10 protein-coding genes are annotated in these 20715 nt (G+C 66.3%); 2 read left to right on the forward strand and 8 right to left on the reverse strand.

Translation table 11 applies throughout. The features are described 5' to 3' along the window. Positions 1-202 precede the first annotated feature (202 nt). On the forward strand, positions 203-1942 hold the full coding sequence (locus BMY06_RS30940; protein ID WP_074986927.1) for a hypothetical protein: 1740 nt from the start codon (positions 203-205) through the stop codon (positions 1940-1942). A gap of 30 nt (positions 1943-1972) precedes the next feature. Here the strand turns inward: BMY06_RS30940 and BMY06_RS30945 are convergent, their stop codons facing one another. From BMY06_RS30945 to BMY06_RS30955, 3 genes are all read right to left on the reverse strand, one after another. Next, positions 1973-3118, reverse strand: a complete 1146-nt coding sequence (locus tag BMY06_RS30945; protein ID WP_074986928.1) for an MFS transporter — start codon at positions 3116-3118, stop codon at positions 1973-1975. 51 nt (positions 3119-3169) lie between these two features. After that, positions 3170-3952, reverse strand: a complete 783-nt coding sequence (locus tag BMY06_RS30950; protein WP_074986929.1) for a DeoR/GlpR family DNA-binding transcription regulator — start codon at positions 3950-3952, stop codon at positions 3170-3172. 91 nt (positions 3953-4043) lie between these two features. Beyond that, positions 4044-4841: a PhzF family phenazine biosynthesis protein gene (locus BMY06_RS30955; protein WP_074986930.1), complete on the reverse strand. Its 798-nt coding sequence runs from the start codon at positions 4839-4841 to the stop codon at positions 4044-4046. Between the two features lie 521 nt (positions 4842-5362). Between BMY06_RS30955 and BMY06_RS30960 the strand changes: the two genes are divergently transcribed. Continuing rightward, the gene (locus BMY06_RS30960) at positions 5363-6511 is read left to right on the forward strand and encodes a branched-chain amino acid ABC transporter substrate-binding protein (RefSeq protein WP_065058863.1); all 1149 of its coding nucleotides are present in this window, start codon (positions 5363-5365) and stop codon (positions 6509-6511) included. Between the two features lie 54 nt (positions 6512-6565). Here the strand turns inward: BMY06_RS30960 and BMY06_RS30965 are convergent, their stop codons facing one another. From BMY06_RS30965 to BMY06_RS30985, 5 genes are all read right to left on the reverse strand, one after another. After that, positions 6566-7585: a 2-dehydropantoate 2-reductase gene (locus BMY06_RS30965; RefSeq protein ID WP_074986932.1), complete on the reverse strand. Its 1020-nt coding sequence runs from the start codon at positions 7583-7585 to the stop codon at positions 6566-6568. Between the two features lie 76 nt (positions 7586-7661). After that, positions 7662-8429, reverse strand: coding sequence for a class II aldolase/adducin family protein (locus BMY06_RS30970; protein ID WP_074986970.1), 768 nt, complete (start codon positions 8427-8429; stop codon positions 7662-7664). 288 nt (positions 8430-8717) lie between these two features. Continuing rightward, entirely contained in the window at positions 8718-9164 is a 447-nt protein-coding gene (locus BMY06_RS30975) for a DUF3331 domain-containing protein (RefSeq protein WP_074986933.1), read from the reverse strand. Between the two features lie 266 nt (positions 9165-9430). Next, complete coding sequence (locus tag BMY06_RS30980) at positions 9431-14677, reverse strand: AAA family ATPase (RefSeq protein WP_074986934.1); 5247 nt, start codon at positions 14675-14677, stop codon at positions 9431-9433. After that, positions 14674-20715, reverse strand: a complete 6042-nt coding sequence (locus BMY06_RS30985) for a trifunctional serine/threonine-protein kinase/ATP-binding protein/sensor histidine kinase (RefSeq protein WP_074986935.1) — start codon at positions 20713-20715, stop codon at positions 14674-14676. The genes BMY06_RS30980 and BMY06_RS30985 overlap by 4 nt, the downstream gene beginning before the upstream one ends.

Below are 20715 nucleotides of genomic sequence, written 5' to 3' on the forward strand. Positions count from 1 at the left end.
GAAGCGATTTGCCGCGGCGATTTTCTCCAGTGTTGTATGCGTGTTTGCGGCGCTTGCCCGGGTGGGGCGGCGCCGTTTTTTTGTGCGCGCGCAGTGCCGTGGCAGGTGAATGCCGCGTTCAAGGTTTGGAGATTTCAGCCGTTACTTCATTGGCTGTCCTGCTTCAGGGACATTCTTCGCACCGTCGATTTTCGCAGGCACGATGACACCACAAAAACTGCTCACATGGTTTGGCGAATTCGCCAAGGCGAATCCCACCTTTGTCGCCTCCGTCAGCATTCTCACGCTGGGCGGCATTCCGTTGCTGGCCTATGCGCTACACATCGACCAGTTGCCGGACTTCTCGCTGACCGACCTGACCGGCGCGCTGATCGCGACGTTCATCACCGAAGTGTTCGTTGGTGTTTTGCTCGCGGTCTATCTGGTGGCCGCGGGCTTTGCCGCACGCTGGAGCGTACGCTCGTTTTATCCGCTCGCCAGTTACTGGAGCGCGGCGAATCCGGCCAGGCTCGTCGAGCAGATCGAGCAGACCGGCATCGTGGACTATCTGATGAAGGGCCGATTCATCATCGGCGCAACCGTGATCTGTTCCATCGTATGGTCCGGTGTCATTGTCCCGGTCGTGGTCGATTGGCATGCGGCGGGACGCGCGTCATTCGTCAATTGGACCTTCTACGCCGCTTCGCTTCTCTGCGCGATTGCGCTCACGCTGGCGGACTGGCGCAAACGGCAACGCAAGCAGCTACACCCATGGCCGAAGTTCGCATTGGGCGGAGCAATGTTGCTGACGTGGAGCGTGTGGCTCGGCTGGCGAATCTATGCGCCCGGCCCGGTCCCGCCCGTTACCGCGCAACCTGCTGCTGCCACAGCAAGCGCCGCCGCGCATGATCCATCAAGCGGCGACTGGCTCACCCTGGCCATTCATCGCCTGTCTTCGTTCAATCCCTTGTATTGCGTGGCAGCGATCGCAGCCGTAGCGATCGCCATCTACATCCTGACGCGATGGTTCAAGGAGATCAAAACACTGTTCCAGCGGCTGGTGTCCGACCAGGAAATGCGATTGCGCAACGCGAAAATATTCACCACCGCGCTCTTTGGATTCGCGATGGTGTTGCCGGTGCTGTTCCTCTGGGCGATCGTCGTCAACGGTAAAACGGAACTGCAAACATACGTGGCCGTCGCCGGCTGCGTGATGCTCGCCATGCTGAACTGGCTGAGCTTCGCGGCCCACAGGACGACAGTGCGGTTACTGACCATGGCAGGCGCGCTGTTCTTCTGCGTGGCCTTCGTGCCTTTGCTGATGCAGAACCCAACGTTCTATCCGCAGATGGTCGTACGCATGCTGGGACTCGGGAATATCTACGCATCGAGCGTCACGCTCTCATCGCAGCAATGCGCGACGCTGCGTCCCTATGGCGTGGATTGTGAAGCGAAGAAAGACGAGAGCATCACGATGACCAACGTGAACATCCTGAACCGCCTCGGCAATTCGGTGCTCATGGAACTGATGGTGGACGACACGCAGGTCTGTGGCCTCGAAGGCAGCGCGTCCCGGCAATTGCCGTCAAGCGACGCACACGGCGAAATCCGTCTGCGTGAACTGACGCTCTGTCATGGCGTTCCCCAGCAGCAACAGCGGGACACCGGCTGTGATTCGCTGCTGATGGAACGCTTGCGGTATCCGACGCACCTCGATCCCGCGCATCTGACCTGCGTGCACCTCAGCGTCCCCAAGGATCAACTGGTCGGATTCACGCCGGACGGCGCACGCACCTACCTCCACGGCTACTCGCACTATGTCGATGCCATCAAGCGGCCTGCACCCGTGCCGACGCCGGCACCCCAGCCGAAGCCGGCACCGAAACCCCACCCGCATCCGCATCCCGCGCCGCGCCCCTGCGACTGCCTCACGCGCGGGCCGGAGACCACACCGGCAAACTGAGCACCACGCGCGCCATCGACGCGGCGCGCCTCACGCTTTCGCGGAATTCGCCGTCACCAGCGTCGCGCAGCACGGCACGATGCACAGCAACCCCAGCAGCACCCAGAACGCCGTCTCCAGCCCCACCGCCTTCGCGACGAAGCCCACCCCAGCCGGGCCGACCAGAATCCCCGCATAACCCGTCGTCGTGATCGCGGCGATCGCCATGGCGGCGGGCATCGCCTGTTGCGAACCCGCGCGCCGGAACAGCACCGGCACGATGTTCGCCGCGCCAAGGCCGATCAGCAGAAAGCCCGCCAGCGCCAGCGTCGCGAGCGGCGACAGCAGCACGACCGCGAACCCCGCCACCGCCACCGCGCCGCCCCAGATCAGCGTCGCGCGGTCGCCGATGCGCGCGGTCACGGCGTCGCCGGTCAGGCGGCCCGCCGTCATCGCGATCGCGAACAGCATGTAGCCGAGGCCGCCCTGCGCGGCGCTCACGAGCCCCTTGCCCGTGATGAGCAGCGCGCTCCAGTCGAGCAACGCGCCTTCGGCGAGAAACGTGATGCCCGTGAGCGCCGCGATCAGCAGCACGATGCCGCGCGGCGTGACGAACAACGGACCGCCGCCCGCCTGCTTCGCGCGCAGCAGACGCGGACGCGCCACGAGCATCGCCGCCAGCATCAGCACCGAGCACAGCAGCGTGCTTTCGAGCGCGCCCACCTGCATCGAAAGCAGGAAGGTCATGAACGTCGATCCCGCGAAGCCGCCCACGCTGAACAGCGCATGAAAGCCCGACATCAGCGGACGTTGCGCCGCACGCTCGACCTCGACGGCATGCACGTTCATGGCGACGTCGAGCGAACCGAGCGCCGCGCCGAACGCCAGCAGCGTGATGCCGAGCGCAAGCGGCGTGGCCGCGATCGTCAGCAGCGGCAGAACGATCGCGAGCCCGATGCCGCTCGCCACGATGATCGGCTTGCTGCCATAACGCGCGCTCAGCGCGCCGGTTAGCATCATCGCCGCGACCGAGCCGAGGCCGATGCACAGCAGCAGCATGCCGAGCAGACCGTCGTCCACGTCGAGCCGATGCTTCGCGAACGGCACCAGCGGCGCCCAGCACGCAATGCCGAAGCCGGCGACGAGAAAAGCCAGACGCGTCGCGAGACGCGTGGCGGGACGATCGGCGAAATCCATCGGGTTCGGCTCCGTGCGGTGAGGTTGAATGGCGGGAAAGCGGCAGACGCGTCAGCGTGCGTCGGGACGTTCGGCCTTGATGACCACGGTGCCCGCTTTCGTGAGCGCCTTGATGTGCGCAGGCGGTGCGTCGTGCTCGACGATCACGCTCGCGATGTCGTCGATCGACGCGACGCGATGCGCGGCGCTCGCGCCGAGTTTGTCCGTGGTGCTCAATATGGCAACGCGGCGGCTGCGCGCGAGCAGCGCGCGTTTGAAACCGGCATCCGCGAATTCGAACGCGCTCACGCCGTCTTGCGGCGCGACGGCGCACGCGCCGAGAAAACAGCGGTCGATATTCATGTTCGCGATGCAGGCGAGCGCCGCGGCGTCGACGCTGCCGCCCACCACCGGGTCCACCGCGCCGCCCACCATGATGAGCGCGATGTCGGCGCGCCGCAGCAGCGCGGCGGCGACGTCGATGGAATTGGTGGCGACGGTGAGATCGTGGTCTTCGGGCAGCGCGTCGGCGAGCGCGAGGTGCGTGCTGCCGCTGTCGAGAAACAGCAGTTCGCCGCGTTCGATCTGCGCGACGGCGGCGCGCGCGAGCGCGGCCTTGCGTTCGCGCGCGGCGTCCATGCGCGCGGACATGGGCGCGGACGCGGGCGAGATGGGCAGCGCGCCGCCGTAGACGCGGCGGCAGCGCCCTTCGGCGGCGAGCGCGCGCAGGTCGCGGCGGATCGCGTCTTCGGATACGCCGAATTCGGCAGCGAGTGCAACGGCCACGACGGACTCGCCGGCGGTGAGGCGGCTGGCGATCAGTTCGCGGCGGGCAAGCGGGATATCATCGGTCATGCCCGATGATATCGTGCACAAACGAGAATGTAAACGTGCACAAACGTGCACGTTTATTCCTATCCATCGGTCTGATTGATCGCGTCCTTCCTCATTCCGGCACCTCAATCACCCCTTCCAGATACTGCACGGCCTGCCCGGCGATCCGCACGCGGCCCGCATCGAGCCTGCAATGCAGCAGTCCGCTGCGCCGCGAAGCCTGCAACGCGAGCAACTGCGTTTTGCCGAGCCGTTTCGCCCACAGCGGCGTGAGCGCGGTATGAATCGATCCGGTCACGGGATCTTCATCGCCACCATTTGCGGGCCAGAAGTAGCGCGACGCGAAATCGACGCGATCGCCCGGCGCCGTCACCACCACATCACGCGGCCCGAGGCGCGCAATCAAGGCGAGATCGGGCACGACGGCGCGCACCTGCGCCTCGTTTTCATACACGGCAATATAGGCTTGCTGACAAACAAAAACTTCTCGCGGACGAATCGACAAACCCCGTGCCAGTTCATCCGGCAATTCGCTGACCGGTTCGATTTCGCGCTGAGGAAAATCCATTTCAATCATGCCGTGCGCGCCGCGTCGAACGCTAAATGCGCCCACTGCATCGGCATGAAATTCAATCTGCTCGCGTTCGGGAAAACGTTTGAACAACACGAATGCGCTTGCCAGTGTCGCGTGTCCGCAAAAGGCAATTTCGGTGATCGGCGAAAACCAGCGAATGGCGAATCGCCCATTCGCATCGGGCGCGACGAAAGCCGTTTCGGACAGGTTGTTTTCCGTCGCCACCGCTTGCATCAGCGAAACGGAAAGCCAGCGTTCCAGCAATACGACCGCTGCGTAATTGCCTTTGAAAATTTCGCTGGTAAACGCATCGATTTGGTAGAGAGGCAGCTTCATGGCGCGTGGTTATCCTGAACGATAAATTGCTTCCGAAAGTCGCCCTTATGCTATCGGCCGCTATTCGCTTCGGACAGATACGCCTTGAGGCTTTGCTCGATAAAAATTGACCGCTGCGCGAACTCACCTCGACTGTGCGCTTCCGGTCGGCCGACAGTGGCCCCGAATGCCGAACGAAAGCAATCGCCGCCATGATGGGGTAAACCAGATCAATGCCCGATCACCGCCTTTCGCATCGAGCGTCTGGCGACGATCAGCCTGCCAAAAATGTTCGGACTTATCAGTGTTTCTGATAATTGGCATGCCCGGCGAATTACGACAGCTCCGGCCCGAAATGCGCCGCTATGCCGATTTCTGCATCGAAGCTGTTTAATTCCTGCAAGACTCGACCACTTTTGGACTTCTATATTGCTCGCAGCCGACCAGCGCAATGCCGCAATGCGAGGGGCACGCGCCTGCAAGACCGTCAAGGGTGCAGGTTCCCGCACGATCCACCATCGAGGAGTCCAACAACAATGAAAATGCAGAAGTCGTTCGTTTCCGCCGCATGCGTTCTGGGCGCAACCCTGAGCATCGCGCCCTGCGTTTTCGCAGCCGCGCCCGTCGAGGTCAAGATCGGTTTCGCCGCGCCGCTGACCGGCGGCCAGGCCCACTATGGCGCCGACTTCAAGAGCGGCGTACAGCTCGCCATCGACGACATGAACGCTGCCAATCCGGTCATCGGCGGCAAGCCGGTGCATTTCGTGCTCGACGCCCAGGACGACCAGGCCGATCCGCGCACCGGCACGACCGTCGCGCAGAAGCTCGTCGACGACGGCGTGGTCGCCGTGATCGGCCATTACAACTCGGGCACCAGCATTCCGGCCGCGCCGATCTACGCGAAGGCCGGCATTCCGGAAATCGCCATGGCCACCGCGCCGACCTACACGCGCCTCGGTCTGCCGACCACCTTCCGCCTGCTGACCTCGGACACGCAGCTCGGCAGCGTGCTCGGCGACTACGCGGTGAAGGGCCTCAAGTTCAAGCGTCTGGCCATCGTCGACGACCGCACGGCTTACGGCCAGGGCGTCGCCGAGGAGTTCAGCAAGGCCGCGAAGGCGGCGGGCGCGACCATCGTCGATCAGGAATACACGAGCGACAAGGCCGTGGACTTCCGCGCGATTCTCACCAAGATCAAGGCGGCGAACGTCGATGCCGTGTTCTACGGCGGCGCCGACACGCAGGCCGCGCCGATGCTCAAGCAGATGCGCTCGCTCGCCATCAAGGCGCCGCTGATCGGCCCGGACATGGTGCAGTCGGCCAACCTCATCAAGGTGGCGGGCGAGGCGTCGGATGGCACGCTGGCCGCGTCGGAAGGCAGCCCGCTCGCGCAGATGCCCGGCGGCAAGGCGTTCGCGGATCACTATCAGAAGCGTTTCAGCCAGCCGGTCGAGCTGTACGCGCCGTATGCCTACGACGGCACGATGGCCGTGTTCAACGCGATGAAGAAGGCCGATTCGACCGATCCGCACGTGTTCCTGAGCGCGCTGAAAGCCACCAACATGAAGGGCGTGACGACCAGCGAACTCTCGTATGACCAGTACGGCGACCTGAAGTACGGCGGCGTGACGGTCTACAAGGTCGTGGGCGGCGAGTGGAAGCCGCTGCAAACCGTGGGCGTGAAGGACTAAGCCGCGCACGTGCACGCACGAAGCCGCGAAGGCGTGCGCGCTTTCGCGGCTTTTTTATGCGGGTCGCGCCGCGCGCAACTGCGCCAGCAGCGCGTCGCCCGTCCACGAAGGCCGCGCTGCGCTGCGCTCGGCTTCGCGTACGAGTTCGACCAGCCGCCCGTTCACTGGCGCCTTGCGGCCCAGATGCCCCGCGAGGCGCACCACTTCGCCGTTGATCCAGTCGATTTCCGTGCTGCGGCCCGCCGCCAGATCGTCGGACATGGACGAGCGCGCATGCGGATCGATCGTCAGCATCGCGCGGCCGAGGCGTTCGAACCACGCATCGGACACCGTCAGCAGACGCGGAATCCACGTCGCGGGCAGCGGCGTCACCTTCGCCGGCCGGATGCCCGCCAGCCCGAGCAGCGCGAGCGCTTCCTTTTGCGCCATCGCGAGACACAAGCGGTACGCGCGCTGCGACAGTTCTTCCTTGAGCGGCCGGTTCGCCAGCGCGTTGATCGCGTTGTTCAGATTGAGCAGTAACTTGGCCCATTGCACCGGCAGCATGTCGGCGTGCTCGACGAGCGGCAGTTCCGCCTGCCTGAACGCATCGACGAAAGGCTGCATGGCGGGGGCGTGACGGATCACCAGTTCGCCCGCCGATCCCTGATGAAACGCGCCCGGCCCGCGCTCGACGACGTTGAACGGCACCATCCCTTCGAGCACCGTCTGATGCGGCAGCGCGGCGCGCAGCACGTCCGCATTGCCCACGCCGTTCTGGAAGCTCACGACGACCGCGCCGGGACGCAGCACGCCTGCGAGTTCCGCCGCGGCGACAGGCGTCGCGGCCGACTTCACGGTGACCAGCACGAGATCGGCGGCGAGGGCGCGCGCCGCGTGCGTCGCGACGTCCACGCGTTCGGGCGGCACCTGCCAGCGGCGCGCGTCGTGACGCGAGAGCGTGAGCCCTTCGGCGCGCAAGGCGTCGGCGATCCGCGCGCGCCCGATGAAGGCGACGTCGCCGCCCGCCGCCAGCAGCCGCCCGCCGAGGTAGCAGCCGACCGATCCCGCCCCGTAGATGAATATTTTTGCCATGCCGTGACTCGTGTGTCGAAAGGTCCCGCCCGAGGAATAACGTTTGGCCGCGCGCGTTATTCCCGGTGCTGCAAGCTTATTGCGCGTAACCGGGGTTGAGCCGGTCGAGACGGCGCAGCAAACCGGGCCACACGAGCGCGCCCGGCGAGATGCCGCGCGTGACCTGCGCGATCTGCTGCTTGATGCCGTCGAGAATCGGCTGGCCGATGCACGTGAGCTTGCCGCCGCCCGACTGCGCGCGCACCTGAATCATGCAGGACGCTTCGAAGAAGTACATCGCCACGAAGGCGTCCGCCGCCGTCGTGCCCACGGTCAGCAAACCGTGATTGCGCAGCATGAGGTAGGTCTTCTTACCGAGGTCGCTGACGAGGCGCGGCTTTTCGGCTTCGTTGAGCGCGATGCCCTCGTAGTCGTGATAGCCAAGCGAGGCCAGCACGCCGAGCGACTGCTGCGAGAGCGGCAGCAGCCCCGCCGCTTGCGCCGACACGGCCACGCCATTGACCGAATGCGTATGCATGACGCACAGCGCGTCCTCGCGCGCCTGGTGAATGGCGCTGTGAATCGTGAATCCGGCCGGATTGATGTCGTAAGGCGAGTCGCTGACCTTGCGGCCGTCGAGATCGATCTTCACCAGCGACGACGCGGTGATCTCGTCGAACATCATGCCGTACGGGTTGATCAGAAAATGATGCTCGGGGCCGGGCACGCGCGCGGAGATGTGGGTAAACACCAAGTCGTCCCAACCGAACAGCGCGGTGAGCCGGTAAGCCGCCGCGAGATTGACGCGCGCGTCCCACTCGGCGGGGGAAATGTCGTGCTTGAGGCTGGCATTGGACGAAGTCACGGTCGCTCCTTGATCGAGGTTCGAAAGCGCTATCATGCGCGCGAACGCGCCCGCCATTTGTCGGCCAGGCGACATCTCGATGCGATCGGGCCTGGGGCGCCGGGCGCGGTCGACATCGCAGCACCGAACTCGTCAACCTGAAATTAATTCGGATGCCTATTCATCATTCCGATTTTGAGCGCCGCGAGCGCACCGACCACGCCATGCGCTTGCGTCCGTCGCGATCGCCGAAATGCGCCATGATCACGCCACCGAGCGGACGCGCGAGATAACCGTCCGCGAAAATGCTCAGATCGCCACGGCCGCCAGCAGTTCGTTGATCGGAGCGAGGCGCACGCGCGTCGCGAGCATCATCGACTCCGCATTCGCCGGCGCAGGCCGCCGCCCGAATGGCCGATAGATTTCGTCGCCGCGCCGGATCGACTCGCCGCTCAGCACGCACACGCCGTTGCGCCGCGCCTTCGTGCAGCGCCAGATCTGCTCGCCGTAACGGCACGCCGTGGGGTCCATCCAGATGATCGAAGCGGTCATGGGCGTCGGGCGCTCCACGATGCGCACGGCGGCGCTACTTCTCGCACCCAGCGCCCCCTGCGGACGCGAAGCGGCCGCAAGACGCGGCGACGCCGTCTTGCGCGTACGCGCCGCGCGCGGCGCCTCGCCGGGCGCGCACGCGAGCCGCGACAGCACCGAGAGCGTATGCGCCCACGGATCGGATTGCATGGCGGAAACGTCCATCGCTGTGGCTCCCTCGGGCTCCGTTGTTCGGCATCGCCGGCATCGCGCCGGGCCAACGCGTGCTCACGCACGCAAGCGTAACGTTATCCGTTGAGCATCACCGCGGTCCATTGCACGATCGGTTTCCGCCGCCATACATTGGCGTAGGGCGCCTTATACCAAGGCATAAGCCGGGCGCGCGCGAGGTATGCGCCGGGCGCCGATTCGCCCGATCGCGCCGCTCTCGCGCCCCGAATCTGTGCGTATGCACAAAAAGGCGAACCGGCTCATTCCGGAGCGGCGTCGCCGGGGCCGAACGCGGCGGCCAGCGAGAACACGAAGCGCGTACCGCACGGCGTATTCGGTTCGACGTCGAGCGTGCCGCCATGACGCTCGACGATCGAGCGGCAGATCGACAGCCCGAGTCCCATGCCCGTCGCCTTGGTCGTCACGAACGGTTCGAACAGCGAATGGGCGACCGTGGCGTCGAGTCCCGGTCCCGTATCGGCGACCGTGATGCGCGCGCGGCCGTCGTCGTCGATCGTACTCGACAGGTCGAGCAGCCGCTCGGGCGACGCCGCGCCGCCCATCGCCTCCACCGCATTGACGATCAGATTGAGCGCGACCTGCTGGATCTGGATGCGATCGCCCTTCACGAAGCAACCCGACGCGATGCGGTTGCGCACCTCCACGTCGTGATGATCGACTTCGGCGCCCGCGAGCAGCAGCGCTTCCGACACCGCGCCGCGCAAGTCGAACACCGTGAGGCGCGGCGGCACGTTGCGCGCGAGTTCGCGCATGCCGTGAATCACGTCCGAGGCGCGCTGGCTTTCGTTCGCGACGAGTTCGAACAGCTTGCGCGCCTCGTCGACGGCGGGCGGCTCGCGATTGAGCCAATGCACGCCCGCCGATGCCGACGAATGAATCGCGCTCACCGGCTGGCTGATTTCGTGCGCGATGGACGCCACGAACTGGCCCATCGTCGTAAGCCGCGTCACGCGCGCCAGTTCCGCCATCGCGTTGCGCAACGCTTCCTCGGTGTGCGCGATCCGCTGATTCTGCTCGACCATGTCGTGATAAAGCCGCGCGTTTTCGAGCGCGATCGCCGCCTGCGCGCCGAGTACCGAGAGCACGGCGATTTTGTCGTCGGTGAAGGCGTTTTGGCTGAGGCGGTTCTCCAGAAATAGCAGGCCGACCAGCCCGCCCTGACGCAGCAGCGGCATGCACAGCAGCGACTTCACGCGCGTGCGGCGCACGTAGTCGTCGCGCGTGTAAGCCCCGTCGCCGGCCGCGTCGCCCAGCGCGAGCGGCTGACCCGTGCGCATCACCGTGCGCAGTACCGTGAGCGGCAAATCCTCGCTCGACACCGCGCGCCGCACGACGTTGACTTCCGCGAGTTCGGCGAGCGTCGCCGCTTCGGCGTGGATCTGCCAGCGTGTCTCGCGCGATGCATCGCCCGGCGGCGCTTCGTGCTGCAATGCCAGCACACAGCGCTGCGCCCCGGCGTGTTCGAGCGTGACGAGCACCAGCGTTTCGATCAGGCGGCTCAGCACGATCTCGCTCGACAGCGCGCTCGACGCCTTGATCACCGCCGCCACATCGAGTTGCTGCGCCGGATAGTCCGCGCTCGCCGCCAGCGCGCCCGCAGCGCTTTCCGGTTTCGCGCCGCGCTCCGTAAGCGCGCGCACCTTCGCGTTCGCGCCCCACCACGCGTAGGCGTGCGAGGCGTCGCGCAGGTACGCGTCGGCAACCGTGGCGAGTCCCTGTTGCCGATGAAAATCCGCCGCGAGTTCGCAGGCAATGGCCTCGACATGCAGGATGCGCCGTTCGTGCGCGTGGCGAATCGCCTTGTTGTAGAGCCGCTCCGCATCGCCCGCGCGGCCATCGATGCGCGCGATCTCGGCTTCGACCAGCGCGGCGCGGCCCGTGAGATTCGCGGGCCCCACACGCGCCCACCCGGCCAGTTGCGCATGATGCGCATCGAGCGCCGCGCGATGCGCCGCCGCTTCGGCGGGCGCGGCCGCGAGCATGTACGCCTTCGCCCGCGCGAGCGCGCCGAAGAAGCGATATTCGATCAATTCGAGGAACATGCGCGAGGCGCCGATCGCGCGCTGCGCCGCCGCCTCCGCTTCGAGCGCCGCCGCCAGATCGCCGCCGATCACGCTCGCCTGCAACCTGCAGGTCCAGTACGCGAAGCCCACGCTCGTCGCGTTCGACTTCACGAGTTCGAGGTCGCGCTGCGCTTCTTCGTCGACGGCGTGCATGTCGCGTCCATCACGTCCATCACGCACCTGCTCGATCAACGCAATCTGCGCGCGGAAGATTCCCGAGTACAGAAAGAACTTCGACAGCCGCGCCACGTTCAGGCCGTTCTGCGCCTGCACGAGCACCTCGTCGAGCGGACGGCCCGCCAGCAGCAGCACGCTCGTCACGTTGCGCGCGCCCGAGACGTCGAACACCAGATCGCCGCTTTCGCGCGCGACCTTCGTGGCCTGCTCGATATAGGGCATGCCGTCTTGCGCGGGCCGCGTCCACGGAATCACGAGGCTGCCGAAGCGCATGTAGATGCGCGACCTGTAGCGCGACTGCCTGCAGCGATCGACAATATCGACGGCCAGTTGCGCGAATTCATAGCCGGTCCGGTGATCGCCGTAACGCTCCGCGAACACCAGATTCAGGCAGACGAAACCATAAGCCGCCGAATCGGACAAACCGTGCCGCACGCTCAGCAGCGCCATGTTCAGCAGGATCACGTCGAGCAGATTGACGTCGATGAACAGCGCGGGCGGAATCAGGTCCGCGAGCACGTCGAGCGCCGCGCGCCAGAGCGGATCGTCCACCCAGCCGAGCGTTGCGAGCTGCGCCACGGGCCGCTCGCCGAGCGCGTCGCGCAATTGCGCATGCAGTGCGTGGACCACCTCGTCGCCGGGCCGCTCGTCGATACGCACGCCGAGGCGCGCGAGAAAATCGAGCCCCGTCGCGAGCGCCTGGGTCTGGCGGCTCTGCGCCGTTTGCAGACTGGCCGTCAAACGCGTGAGTTCGGCGCGCAGCGTCATGCCGATGGGCTTGCGCGCGAGCGTGCTCAGACGCGCCTCGGCGGGCGCCAGCGTGCCGATCAGGCATTCGACGTCGGCGCGATAGAACTCGGTCCATTGCGCGATTTCGGCGTCGGCGTGGGCGTCGATCAGCGCGGCGGCCGTTTCGAAATAGACGAGCGCCGAGGTGTACGCGGTCGCCGCCTTCGCCCGTTCGCCCGCCAGCAGATTGAGGCGCGCGAAGCGGGCGCGTTCGTCGGCGTCCTCGATGTGCGCCGCGCCGCGATTGATCTGGTTGGCGACCACGAACAGCTCGTCGGTGGGCGCGTCCTCGCGCAGACGCATCGCGAGGCGGCGGCCCGCGTCGAGATGCGTGCTCAGGCGCGCGGCGTCGCTCATCGACGCATAGGCGGCCTCGCGAATGCGGTCGTGCGCGAAACGCAGCACCTGCGCGTCGCGGTCGATCAGCGACGCGTGCAGCGCTTCGTGCAGGCTCGCCAGCGCCGCGTCCGTGCTCAGACCCGCGGCGGCGGCGAGATCGTCGAGCTTCACAGCCGCGCCCAGACACGCCATCATCTGCAGCGCGCGCCGCGCCGCCGCGCCCAGCCGCGCGAAACGCAGCAGCATGAGGTCGGCGACATTGTCTGAATAGAGCTTCGCGCGGATGCCGTCGACATCGCGCAGCCGCAGCGTGCCTTTCTGCTCGAACTCGATCAGTCCTTCGCTCGACAGTTCGGCCGCGAATTGCAGCGTGAAAAACGGATTGCCGCCGGTCTTTTCGCGGATCAGATCGATCACCGGATGCGCGGCATCCAGTTCGCAGCCGAGCGTGTCGCCGATCAGTTGCACCACGTCGCCGCGGTCGAGCGGCTCCACCGCCAGCACCTGATGGCGGCCGCGCGCCTCGCCGATCAGACGCGCGACCGCGTGCTCGGCGCCGACTTCGTTACTGCGATACGCCGCGATCAGCATGACGTGCGCCAGTTCGTCGTCGCGCGTCAGATGGTCGAGCACCGTGAGCGTGCCTTCGTCCGCCCATTGCAGGTCGTCGAGGAACAGTACGACGCTGCGCCCGGGCTGCGCGAGTCCCTTGAGCAGATCGGCGAGCGTGCGCAGATAACGCGCGCGGTCCACGTTGAACGTGGCATCGTCGCCGTGCGCCGGATCGCCCAGAATCAGCTTCAGGTCGGGCAGCAGCGCATAGAGCAGGCTCGCGCGCGCGCCGAGGCGTGCGGCGAGACGCGCGCGCGTGGCCGCGAAGCCGGCGTCGTCCTGACCGAGAATCGGATGGATCAGGCGTTCGAGCGCGCGGGCCAGCGCGCCGTATGGCAAGGTCGAATCGAGCTGTTCGCAGACGCCGCGCGCAAAGGCGATCGCCGCCGCGCCGGTCGCGTTGGCCCATTGCGCGACCAGCGCCGACTTGCCGCTGCCCGAATAGCCGCTCACGAACACAAGTTCCGCACCGCCGCTGTCGCTCACGCGGCGCAAGGTCGCGTCGAGCGCGTCGAGTTGCGCGCGTCGTCCGTACAGCGCGCCCGCGCGGCGGCCGACCGCCACCGTCGCGTGCAGATCGAGCGGAAAAGCCGGCGAATCCGCGGGCCGATTCGCGGGCGGATTCGCGGCGGCATTGGCGGGTTCGACGGGTTCGGATGGTTCAGCGGATTCAACGCCCGCAGCGGTTCGCGCGCAGCGTGCGAGATCGGCGAGCAAGCCCGTCGCGGATTGATAGCGCTCGTCGGGATTCTTCGCGAGCAGCTTCATGACGATCGCCTCGACCTGACGCGGCAGCCCGAGCGCATACGCCGATGGCCGGATCGGCGGCTTCGCGAGATGCGCATGCGCGAGCGCGATACGGTCCGCGCCCGTGAGCGGCAGCACGCCGGTCAGCATTTCGTAGAAGAGGCAGCCGAGCGAATAAAGGTCCGCGCGGCCATCCGGCGCGCGGTCGGCGCGCGCGCAGCGCTCCGGCGACATGTACTCCATCGCCCCGCGCCAGCCCGGCAGCGCCTCATGCGCGACGTCGGCATCGGCACGCTGCGCGCAACCGAAGCCCGTGAGACAGGCCGAGCGTTCGTCCGCGTCGAGCAGAATGTTGTCGGGGTTCAGATCGCCATGCACCAGCCCGGCCCGATGCAGCGACGCCACCGCCGCAGCCATCGCCATCGACACGCGCAGGAAGCGCCCGGTCTTCTGCGGCGCGCCCCAGCGCTGCCGCAGCGGCGTGCCGCCCGTATCCTCAAGCGCCAGCGCGAAGCGGCCGTTCTCGCGCAACTGCGCGAGCGGACGCGCGGCCCAAGGCGCGGCCAGACGCCCGCGCAACGCATATTCGTGCTCGAGTTGCGCGACCTGCGCGCGCTGCGCGAACTCGTCCTGCGCGACCGCGAACAGCAGGCGGCTGCCTTCGCGATCGACGCCGCGATACAGCGCAATCGGCCCCGCACGCAGCAGCGTGACCTGATAGTCGGCGAGTTGCTGGAGGCTCGCGTCGGCGTGGCTCATACGGCGGCGGCGTCGAGCGCCGAGAGTTCGAAGCAGAAGGTCGCGCCGGCGTCGTCGTTGTTGATGGCCCAGATCGTGCCGCGATGCTCGTCCACGATCGAGCGGCAAATCGAGAGCCCGAGGCCCATGCCGTCCGACTTCGTCGTGAAGAACGGCTCGAACAGCCGGTCGATGATATCGGCGGGAATGCCGGTGCCGGAATCGCTCACCGACACGCGCACCGCGTGCGTGTCCGACAATTCCGCCGAGATCCGCAGCACGCGCGCGCCGCCCGCCGAACGCAGGATCGAATGCATGCCGTTGAAGACGAGGTTCATCAGGACCTGCTGAATCTGGATCTTGTCGGCGGCCACCCTCGGCAGTTCGCCGCCCGTCACCACGCGCAGGCGAATGTCATTCTTTTCCAGTTCCTGACGCACCAGCGCGACCACTTCGGCCACCGTCTGCGTCATGTCGATGGCGGCGCGGTTCGAGCGCTCCTTGCGCGCCAGCGCGCGCAGCCGGTTGATGACCTCGCTCGCGCGATCCGCATCGCTGACGATGCGCGCGAGATTCGTGCGCGCCTCGTCGAGCGACGGCACCGCGCGATTCAGCCAGCGCATGCCCGCTTCGCCGTGCGTGATGATCGCCATCAGCGGCTGCTTGAGATCGTGCGCGATCGAAGCGGTCAGCTCGCCGAGCGTGGACACGCGCGTCACGTGCGTGAGTTCCGCCTGCGCGCGCAGCAACGCGTTCTGCGCCTGGTGGATCTCGGTCATGTCGGCGAGCGCGCCCACGTACTCGACCGCCTTCGACTGCGCGTTGCCGACCGGCCGCGCGACCATGCGCAGATACTTGATCGCGCCGCGCGCCACGCACACGCGGTACTCGACTTCGACGATCGACGCGCGCGCCTCGGCCTCGCGCAGCGCGCGCCGGACCTGCTCGACATCGTCGGGATGAATGCGCTCCAGCATGAAGTCCATATGCGGCTGGCGTGGCTCGCTCACTTCGAGAATGCGCCACGTCTGCGCGGAACACGTCATGTCGCGCGACTCCACGTTCCAGCCCACGCTGCCGATATTGCTCAGGCGCTGCGCTTCCGAGAGATACATCTCGCTGCGCCGCAATGCATCTTCGGAGGCGCGCCGCTCGGTCACGTCGGTGGTCGAGCCGATATATTCGCGCGCGGCGATTTCGCCGTTGCCCTGCGTTTGCGCCGCCGCGACAGTATCGTTCGCGACGGCACCCTCGCCGCCTTCGCGGCTCGACCACGGCCGGAAAATCACCTGCAAGCGACGCACCGCGCCATTGCCCTGCACCGTCGAAAACTCGAAGCTGTGCATGCCGTCTTCGCAGATCGCATTCGCGAACACTTCCTTGAAACGCAGCCGGTCCTCGATCTGTACGCGCTCCAGACACATTTCGAGCGTCGGGCTCGCGCACGCCACTTCCACGCCCCACAGTTCATAGTTCTCGCGCGACCACAGCATCTCGCCCGTCGTCGCGTTCCAGATCCACGTGCCGGTCTTGCTGATGCGCTGGCCTTCCTCCAGAAACGCCTCGCTGCGCCGCAGCCGTTCTTCGGTGTGACGGCGCTCGATGTTCTCGCGCTTGAGCGCCGAATACAGGCGCGCGTTCTCGATCGAAATAGCCGCCTGCGAAGCCAGCATGTTCATCAGATTCACGCGCGCGACATCGAACACATAGGGCGTGATGCCGTTTTCCATATACAGCACGCCGACGAGTTCGCCGTGCCGCAACAGCGGCAGGCACAACAGCGAACGGCAGCGTCCCGCAATCAGATAACGGTCGTCGCGGAAGTCGTTCGGCTCCGCACCGTCTTCGATCACGACGTTCTCGCGCACGCGCATCACATGGCGCACCACCGTGAGCGGCAGCACGCTTTCGCACAGGCCGAGATCATTCGCACGCACCGTAATGCCGCTTTTGTCGAAACCCGCTTCGGCCGCGATGCGAAAACTCTCGCCCGACCAAAGGATCAGCAATGCGCGCTGCGCGCCGCTATGACGAACGGCGATGCGCATGAACGCCTGCACGAGTTTGTCGAGATCGATCTCGCTCGATACGGCCTGCGAAAGCTGCACCATCGCCGCCACGTCGACCGTGCCGAGCGGCGCAACCTGCGCCGCCGCGCCGCGCACCGAGACCGCCGGTTCGCGCAGATGCTGGAACGCCTGTTCGAGATTACGCACCTTGGCGTCGGCGCCCCAACGCGCGTAAGCGTCGCGCGCCGAACGCAGACACGCCTGCGCCAGCGAACGCAATTCGCGCCGCGCGTAGAAGTGCGCGGAAAACTCATGCGCGATCGCCTCGCAATGCGGCTGGCCGTTCTCGCGCGCGAGCGCAATGGCGTGCTCGTACGCCTGACCGGCCTGCTCGACATCGCCGACCAGACGCGCGTATTCGGCCATCACCAGCGCATGGCGGCTGCCGTAGTTCTCCGGCGAACTGTCGGCCCATGCCTTGAGCCGATCCATCGAGCCAACCAGATCGGCTTGCGCGCTTTCGGTCAGGCCTTCCACGCGCTCGTCGAGCACGCGCAGAATCGACAGCGCGCGAATGAAGTGATACGTGACTTCAATCGGCATCGCCATGACCGCGCCCAACAGCGGCTCGACTTCTTTGGCCCGCTCCAGCACCGTGGCGAAGCGGTTGTGCAGAAAGTCTTCCTTCATCTCCATGATCGCGGCGAACGCAATGCCGCAACCGAACTGCGCTTCGCGCACGCTTTCGACGAGTTCGCGATGCGTCGACGTAATACCCGCGCCGCCCGGCTCGATGCCCTGCAAACGCAGCAGGAACATCAATTCGAGTTCGATGGTGACGCAGATGGCCTTGTTGCGCAGCTCGTTCGCGAAGCGCGCGTTCTCGCGGCCCAGCGCGATCACTTCGCTCAAATGCTCGCCGCGCTCGTACGCGAGCCAGATGCCTTCGAAGGCGATATAGCCCGCGTAGATGAAATCGCCGGCTTCCACGCACTGGCTCATCGCACGGCTGAGCACGGGAATCGCGGTGCGAAACGGTCGCCGCCAGATCAGCACGTGATCCGCATGCAGATGCAGCAGCGTGCCGTTCAGACGCGCCTCGCCATAGCGCTCGTTGACCTCCAGCGAGAGCTCGGAGAACTGCAGCGCGAGATCGAAATCGCGCGCGCTGCCCACCAGCAGCAGCGCAAAAATGGCGTACACGTATCCGGACAAACGCGTGTTGCCGTGCGCGAGACTCAGCTCGGTGGCCTTGAGCACGAGCATCGGAAACAGATTCGAGACGCCGATATACGCGCTCGGAATCGCATCGATGATGAGACCGATCACCGCTTCGTGCATCGGGTCCTGCACGCAGCCGCGCGTGAGCAGATCGCGCATCGGACGCACGCGGCACTGCGCGCGCAACGCAGCGAGTTGCTGCTGCACGGTCGCGTCGTCGAACGCTTCGTTGCGTACGTCCACATCAAGCAGCGCGAGCGCATGGAAGGTCGTTTCCACCGCCAGCCGGTAATCGCCCGCCGCCTGATGAATGCGGATCTCCATGCGCATCGCGCTCGCGCGTTCGAGCAGATTCGCGGCATAGCCGCGCGCCGTGCGCGCCGTGTCGATGGCGCGATGAAAATCACCGGTCAGATACTCGCACTCCGCGAGATCGAGATGCAGCTTGAACACGTCGAGGCTCGCGCCGCCCACGCCGTACTGCACGATGAGCTTCTCGGCCTGGGCGAAATACTCGCGCGCCGAACTCCAAGCGGCGGCCGCCTTCGCGGCGTTGCCCGCGATCACGTCGAGTTCCGCGAGGCGCGCGCGGTCGGCGCACGACAGCCGGCGTTGCGAGCGGTTCAAGTGACCCACGGCCTCGAACACTTCGGCGGTCGCTGGCGCCACGGGCATGGCCGAGAGCAGACGCGTGCCGATCTGCGCATGCGCCGCTTCGCGTTCGGCCTCGCCGAGCATGGCGTACGACGCCTCCTGCACGCGGTCGTGCACGAAGCGATACGCGTCGCCCTTGCGCGAGACGAGTCCCGCCGATTCCGCCTCGCGCATCGTCGCGAGCACCTGGCCGCTCTCCAGCCCGAGCACCCGCGCGAGCGAGCCCACGCGCGCCGTGCCGCCGAGGCAGGCGAAGATCGACAGCACGCGCTTGGTGTCTTCGTGCAGGCGCGTGAGGCGGATCGTCAGCAGATCGACCACGTTGCCCGTATAGCCCTTGTCGCGAATGCGGTCGAGGTCCCACGTCCAGCCCACGCGGAACACGTCGGAGACAATCAGGCGCTCCTGAATCAGCTCGCGCAGGAACTCGATCGTGAAGAACGGATTGCCGCCGCTCTTCTCGAAGATCACCGAAGCCAGCGGCGCGACCACGCCCGGCCCTTCGTCGAGCGCTTCGGCAATCAGGCTCACGATGTCGGGCAGCGCGAGCGGCCGCAGACCGATGCGCTCGGTCACCTTGCGGCCGAACAGAATGCTGTTCAGGCGCTCGCTCGCCACGCGCGAACGGCCGAGTTCGATGCTTCGGTGCGCGAGCACCAGCAGCAGATTGCGCAACTCCGCATCCGACGACAAACCGTCGATGATTTCGAGCGTGCCGGAATCGAGCCATTGCACGTCGTCGAGAAACAGCACGAGCGGGCGCTGCTTGTCCGAGAACAGCATGAGAAAACGCTTCACCACCAGCAGAAAACGATTGGTGGCTTCCTGCGGCGGCAAGGCCGCACACGCCGGCTGCGGCCCGACAATCGCGCCGATCTCCGGCACCAGATTGACGATCAGTTGTCCGCTCTTGCCGACCGCCTCCTCGAACCGCGCGCGCCACAGCGCGATTTCCGGCCCCGTCTTGCGCAGCAGCGGCCGCACGAGACCGCGCAGCACCTGCACGAAAGCCGCATAGGGAATGCTGTCGTTGTATTGATCGAATTTGCCCAGCGTGAAATGCACGCCCGCCGCGCCGATATTGCGCTTGAATTCATCGATGAAAAAGGTCTTGCCGACGCCCGGCTCGCCTTCCACGATCACCGCCATCGCGTCGCCGGTTTTGCGCACGCGTTCGAGCGCCCCGTGCAATTGCTCCAGTTCGCGCTGGCGCCCATAGGTGCGCACCGGAAACACCGCGCGCGATTTGCGGTCGCCGCGCCCAAGCGATGCCGGCGAAATCTCGACGCCCTGTGTGAGTTCTTCGAGGCACAATTGCAGATCGGCTTCGACGCCCGCCGCCGTCTGATAGCGGTCGTCGGCGGCCTTCGCGAGCAGCTTGCTGATGACGAATTCGATCTGCGGGCGCAGGTCGGGCACGCTGTTGCGCAACGGCCGCGGCGTGCTGACGAGGTGCGAATACACCCACTCCTCCCGCTCGCGCGCCTCGTAGGGCATGTGCCCGGACAGCAGTTGATAGAGCAGCACGCCGAGCGCGTAAAGATCGCTGCGCGGATCGCCATGCTGGCTCGCCGTGCTGGTGCGTTCGGGCGCGAGATAGGGCAGCCGGCTCATGGCGATCACGCCGCCCTCGCCGCACGCCACGCCGTTGCCGAAGGCGCTCGACGCGTTGCCGAAACCCGTGATCCACATGCGCGAATCGCTGCCCGCGAACAGATTGGCGGGACTCAGCGTGTTGTGCACGAGACCTTGTGCGTGCATGCCCTTGAGCGCGGCGGACAGCGACACGGCCAGCGATAGAAACTGCCGCAGCGAGCGGGCGTTCGCGATCTGGCGGCTCAGCGGCGTGGCCTCGCAATGCTGGAGCGTCAGCAGAAACTGGCCGCCGTTGCGAAACAGCTCGCGCGGGCACAGCCCCCATTCCGGATCGATCGCTTCGCGCAGGCTGTATTCTTTTTCGAACGAGGCGAGCAGGGCGCGCGTGTCGGCGGCCGCGGACGGCACCTTCACGAACAGCGGCTGTTCGCAGCCTTCGGCAATGGCGCGCCAGAGCGTCTGGTCGTCGTCGCGCTGCAGCAGCTCCGCGCCGATCACGCGTCCATAGATATCCGCCGCGCCGGTCGCTTCCCAGCCCGGAATTTCGTTGCTGGCCAGCCGCTGCGCCAGTACGGCCAT

Source organism: Paraburkholderia tropica (genome assembly GCF_900109265.1).
Classification (GTDB): Bacteria; Pseudomonadota; Gammaproteobacteria; order Burkholderiales; family Burkholderiaceae; genus Paraburkholderia; species Paraburkholderia tropica.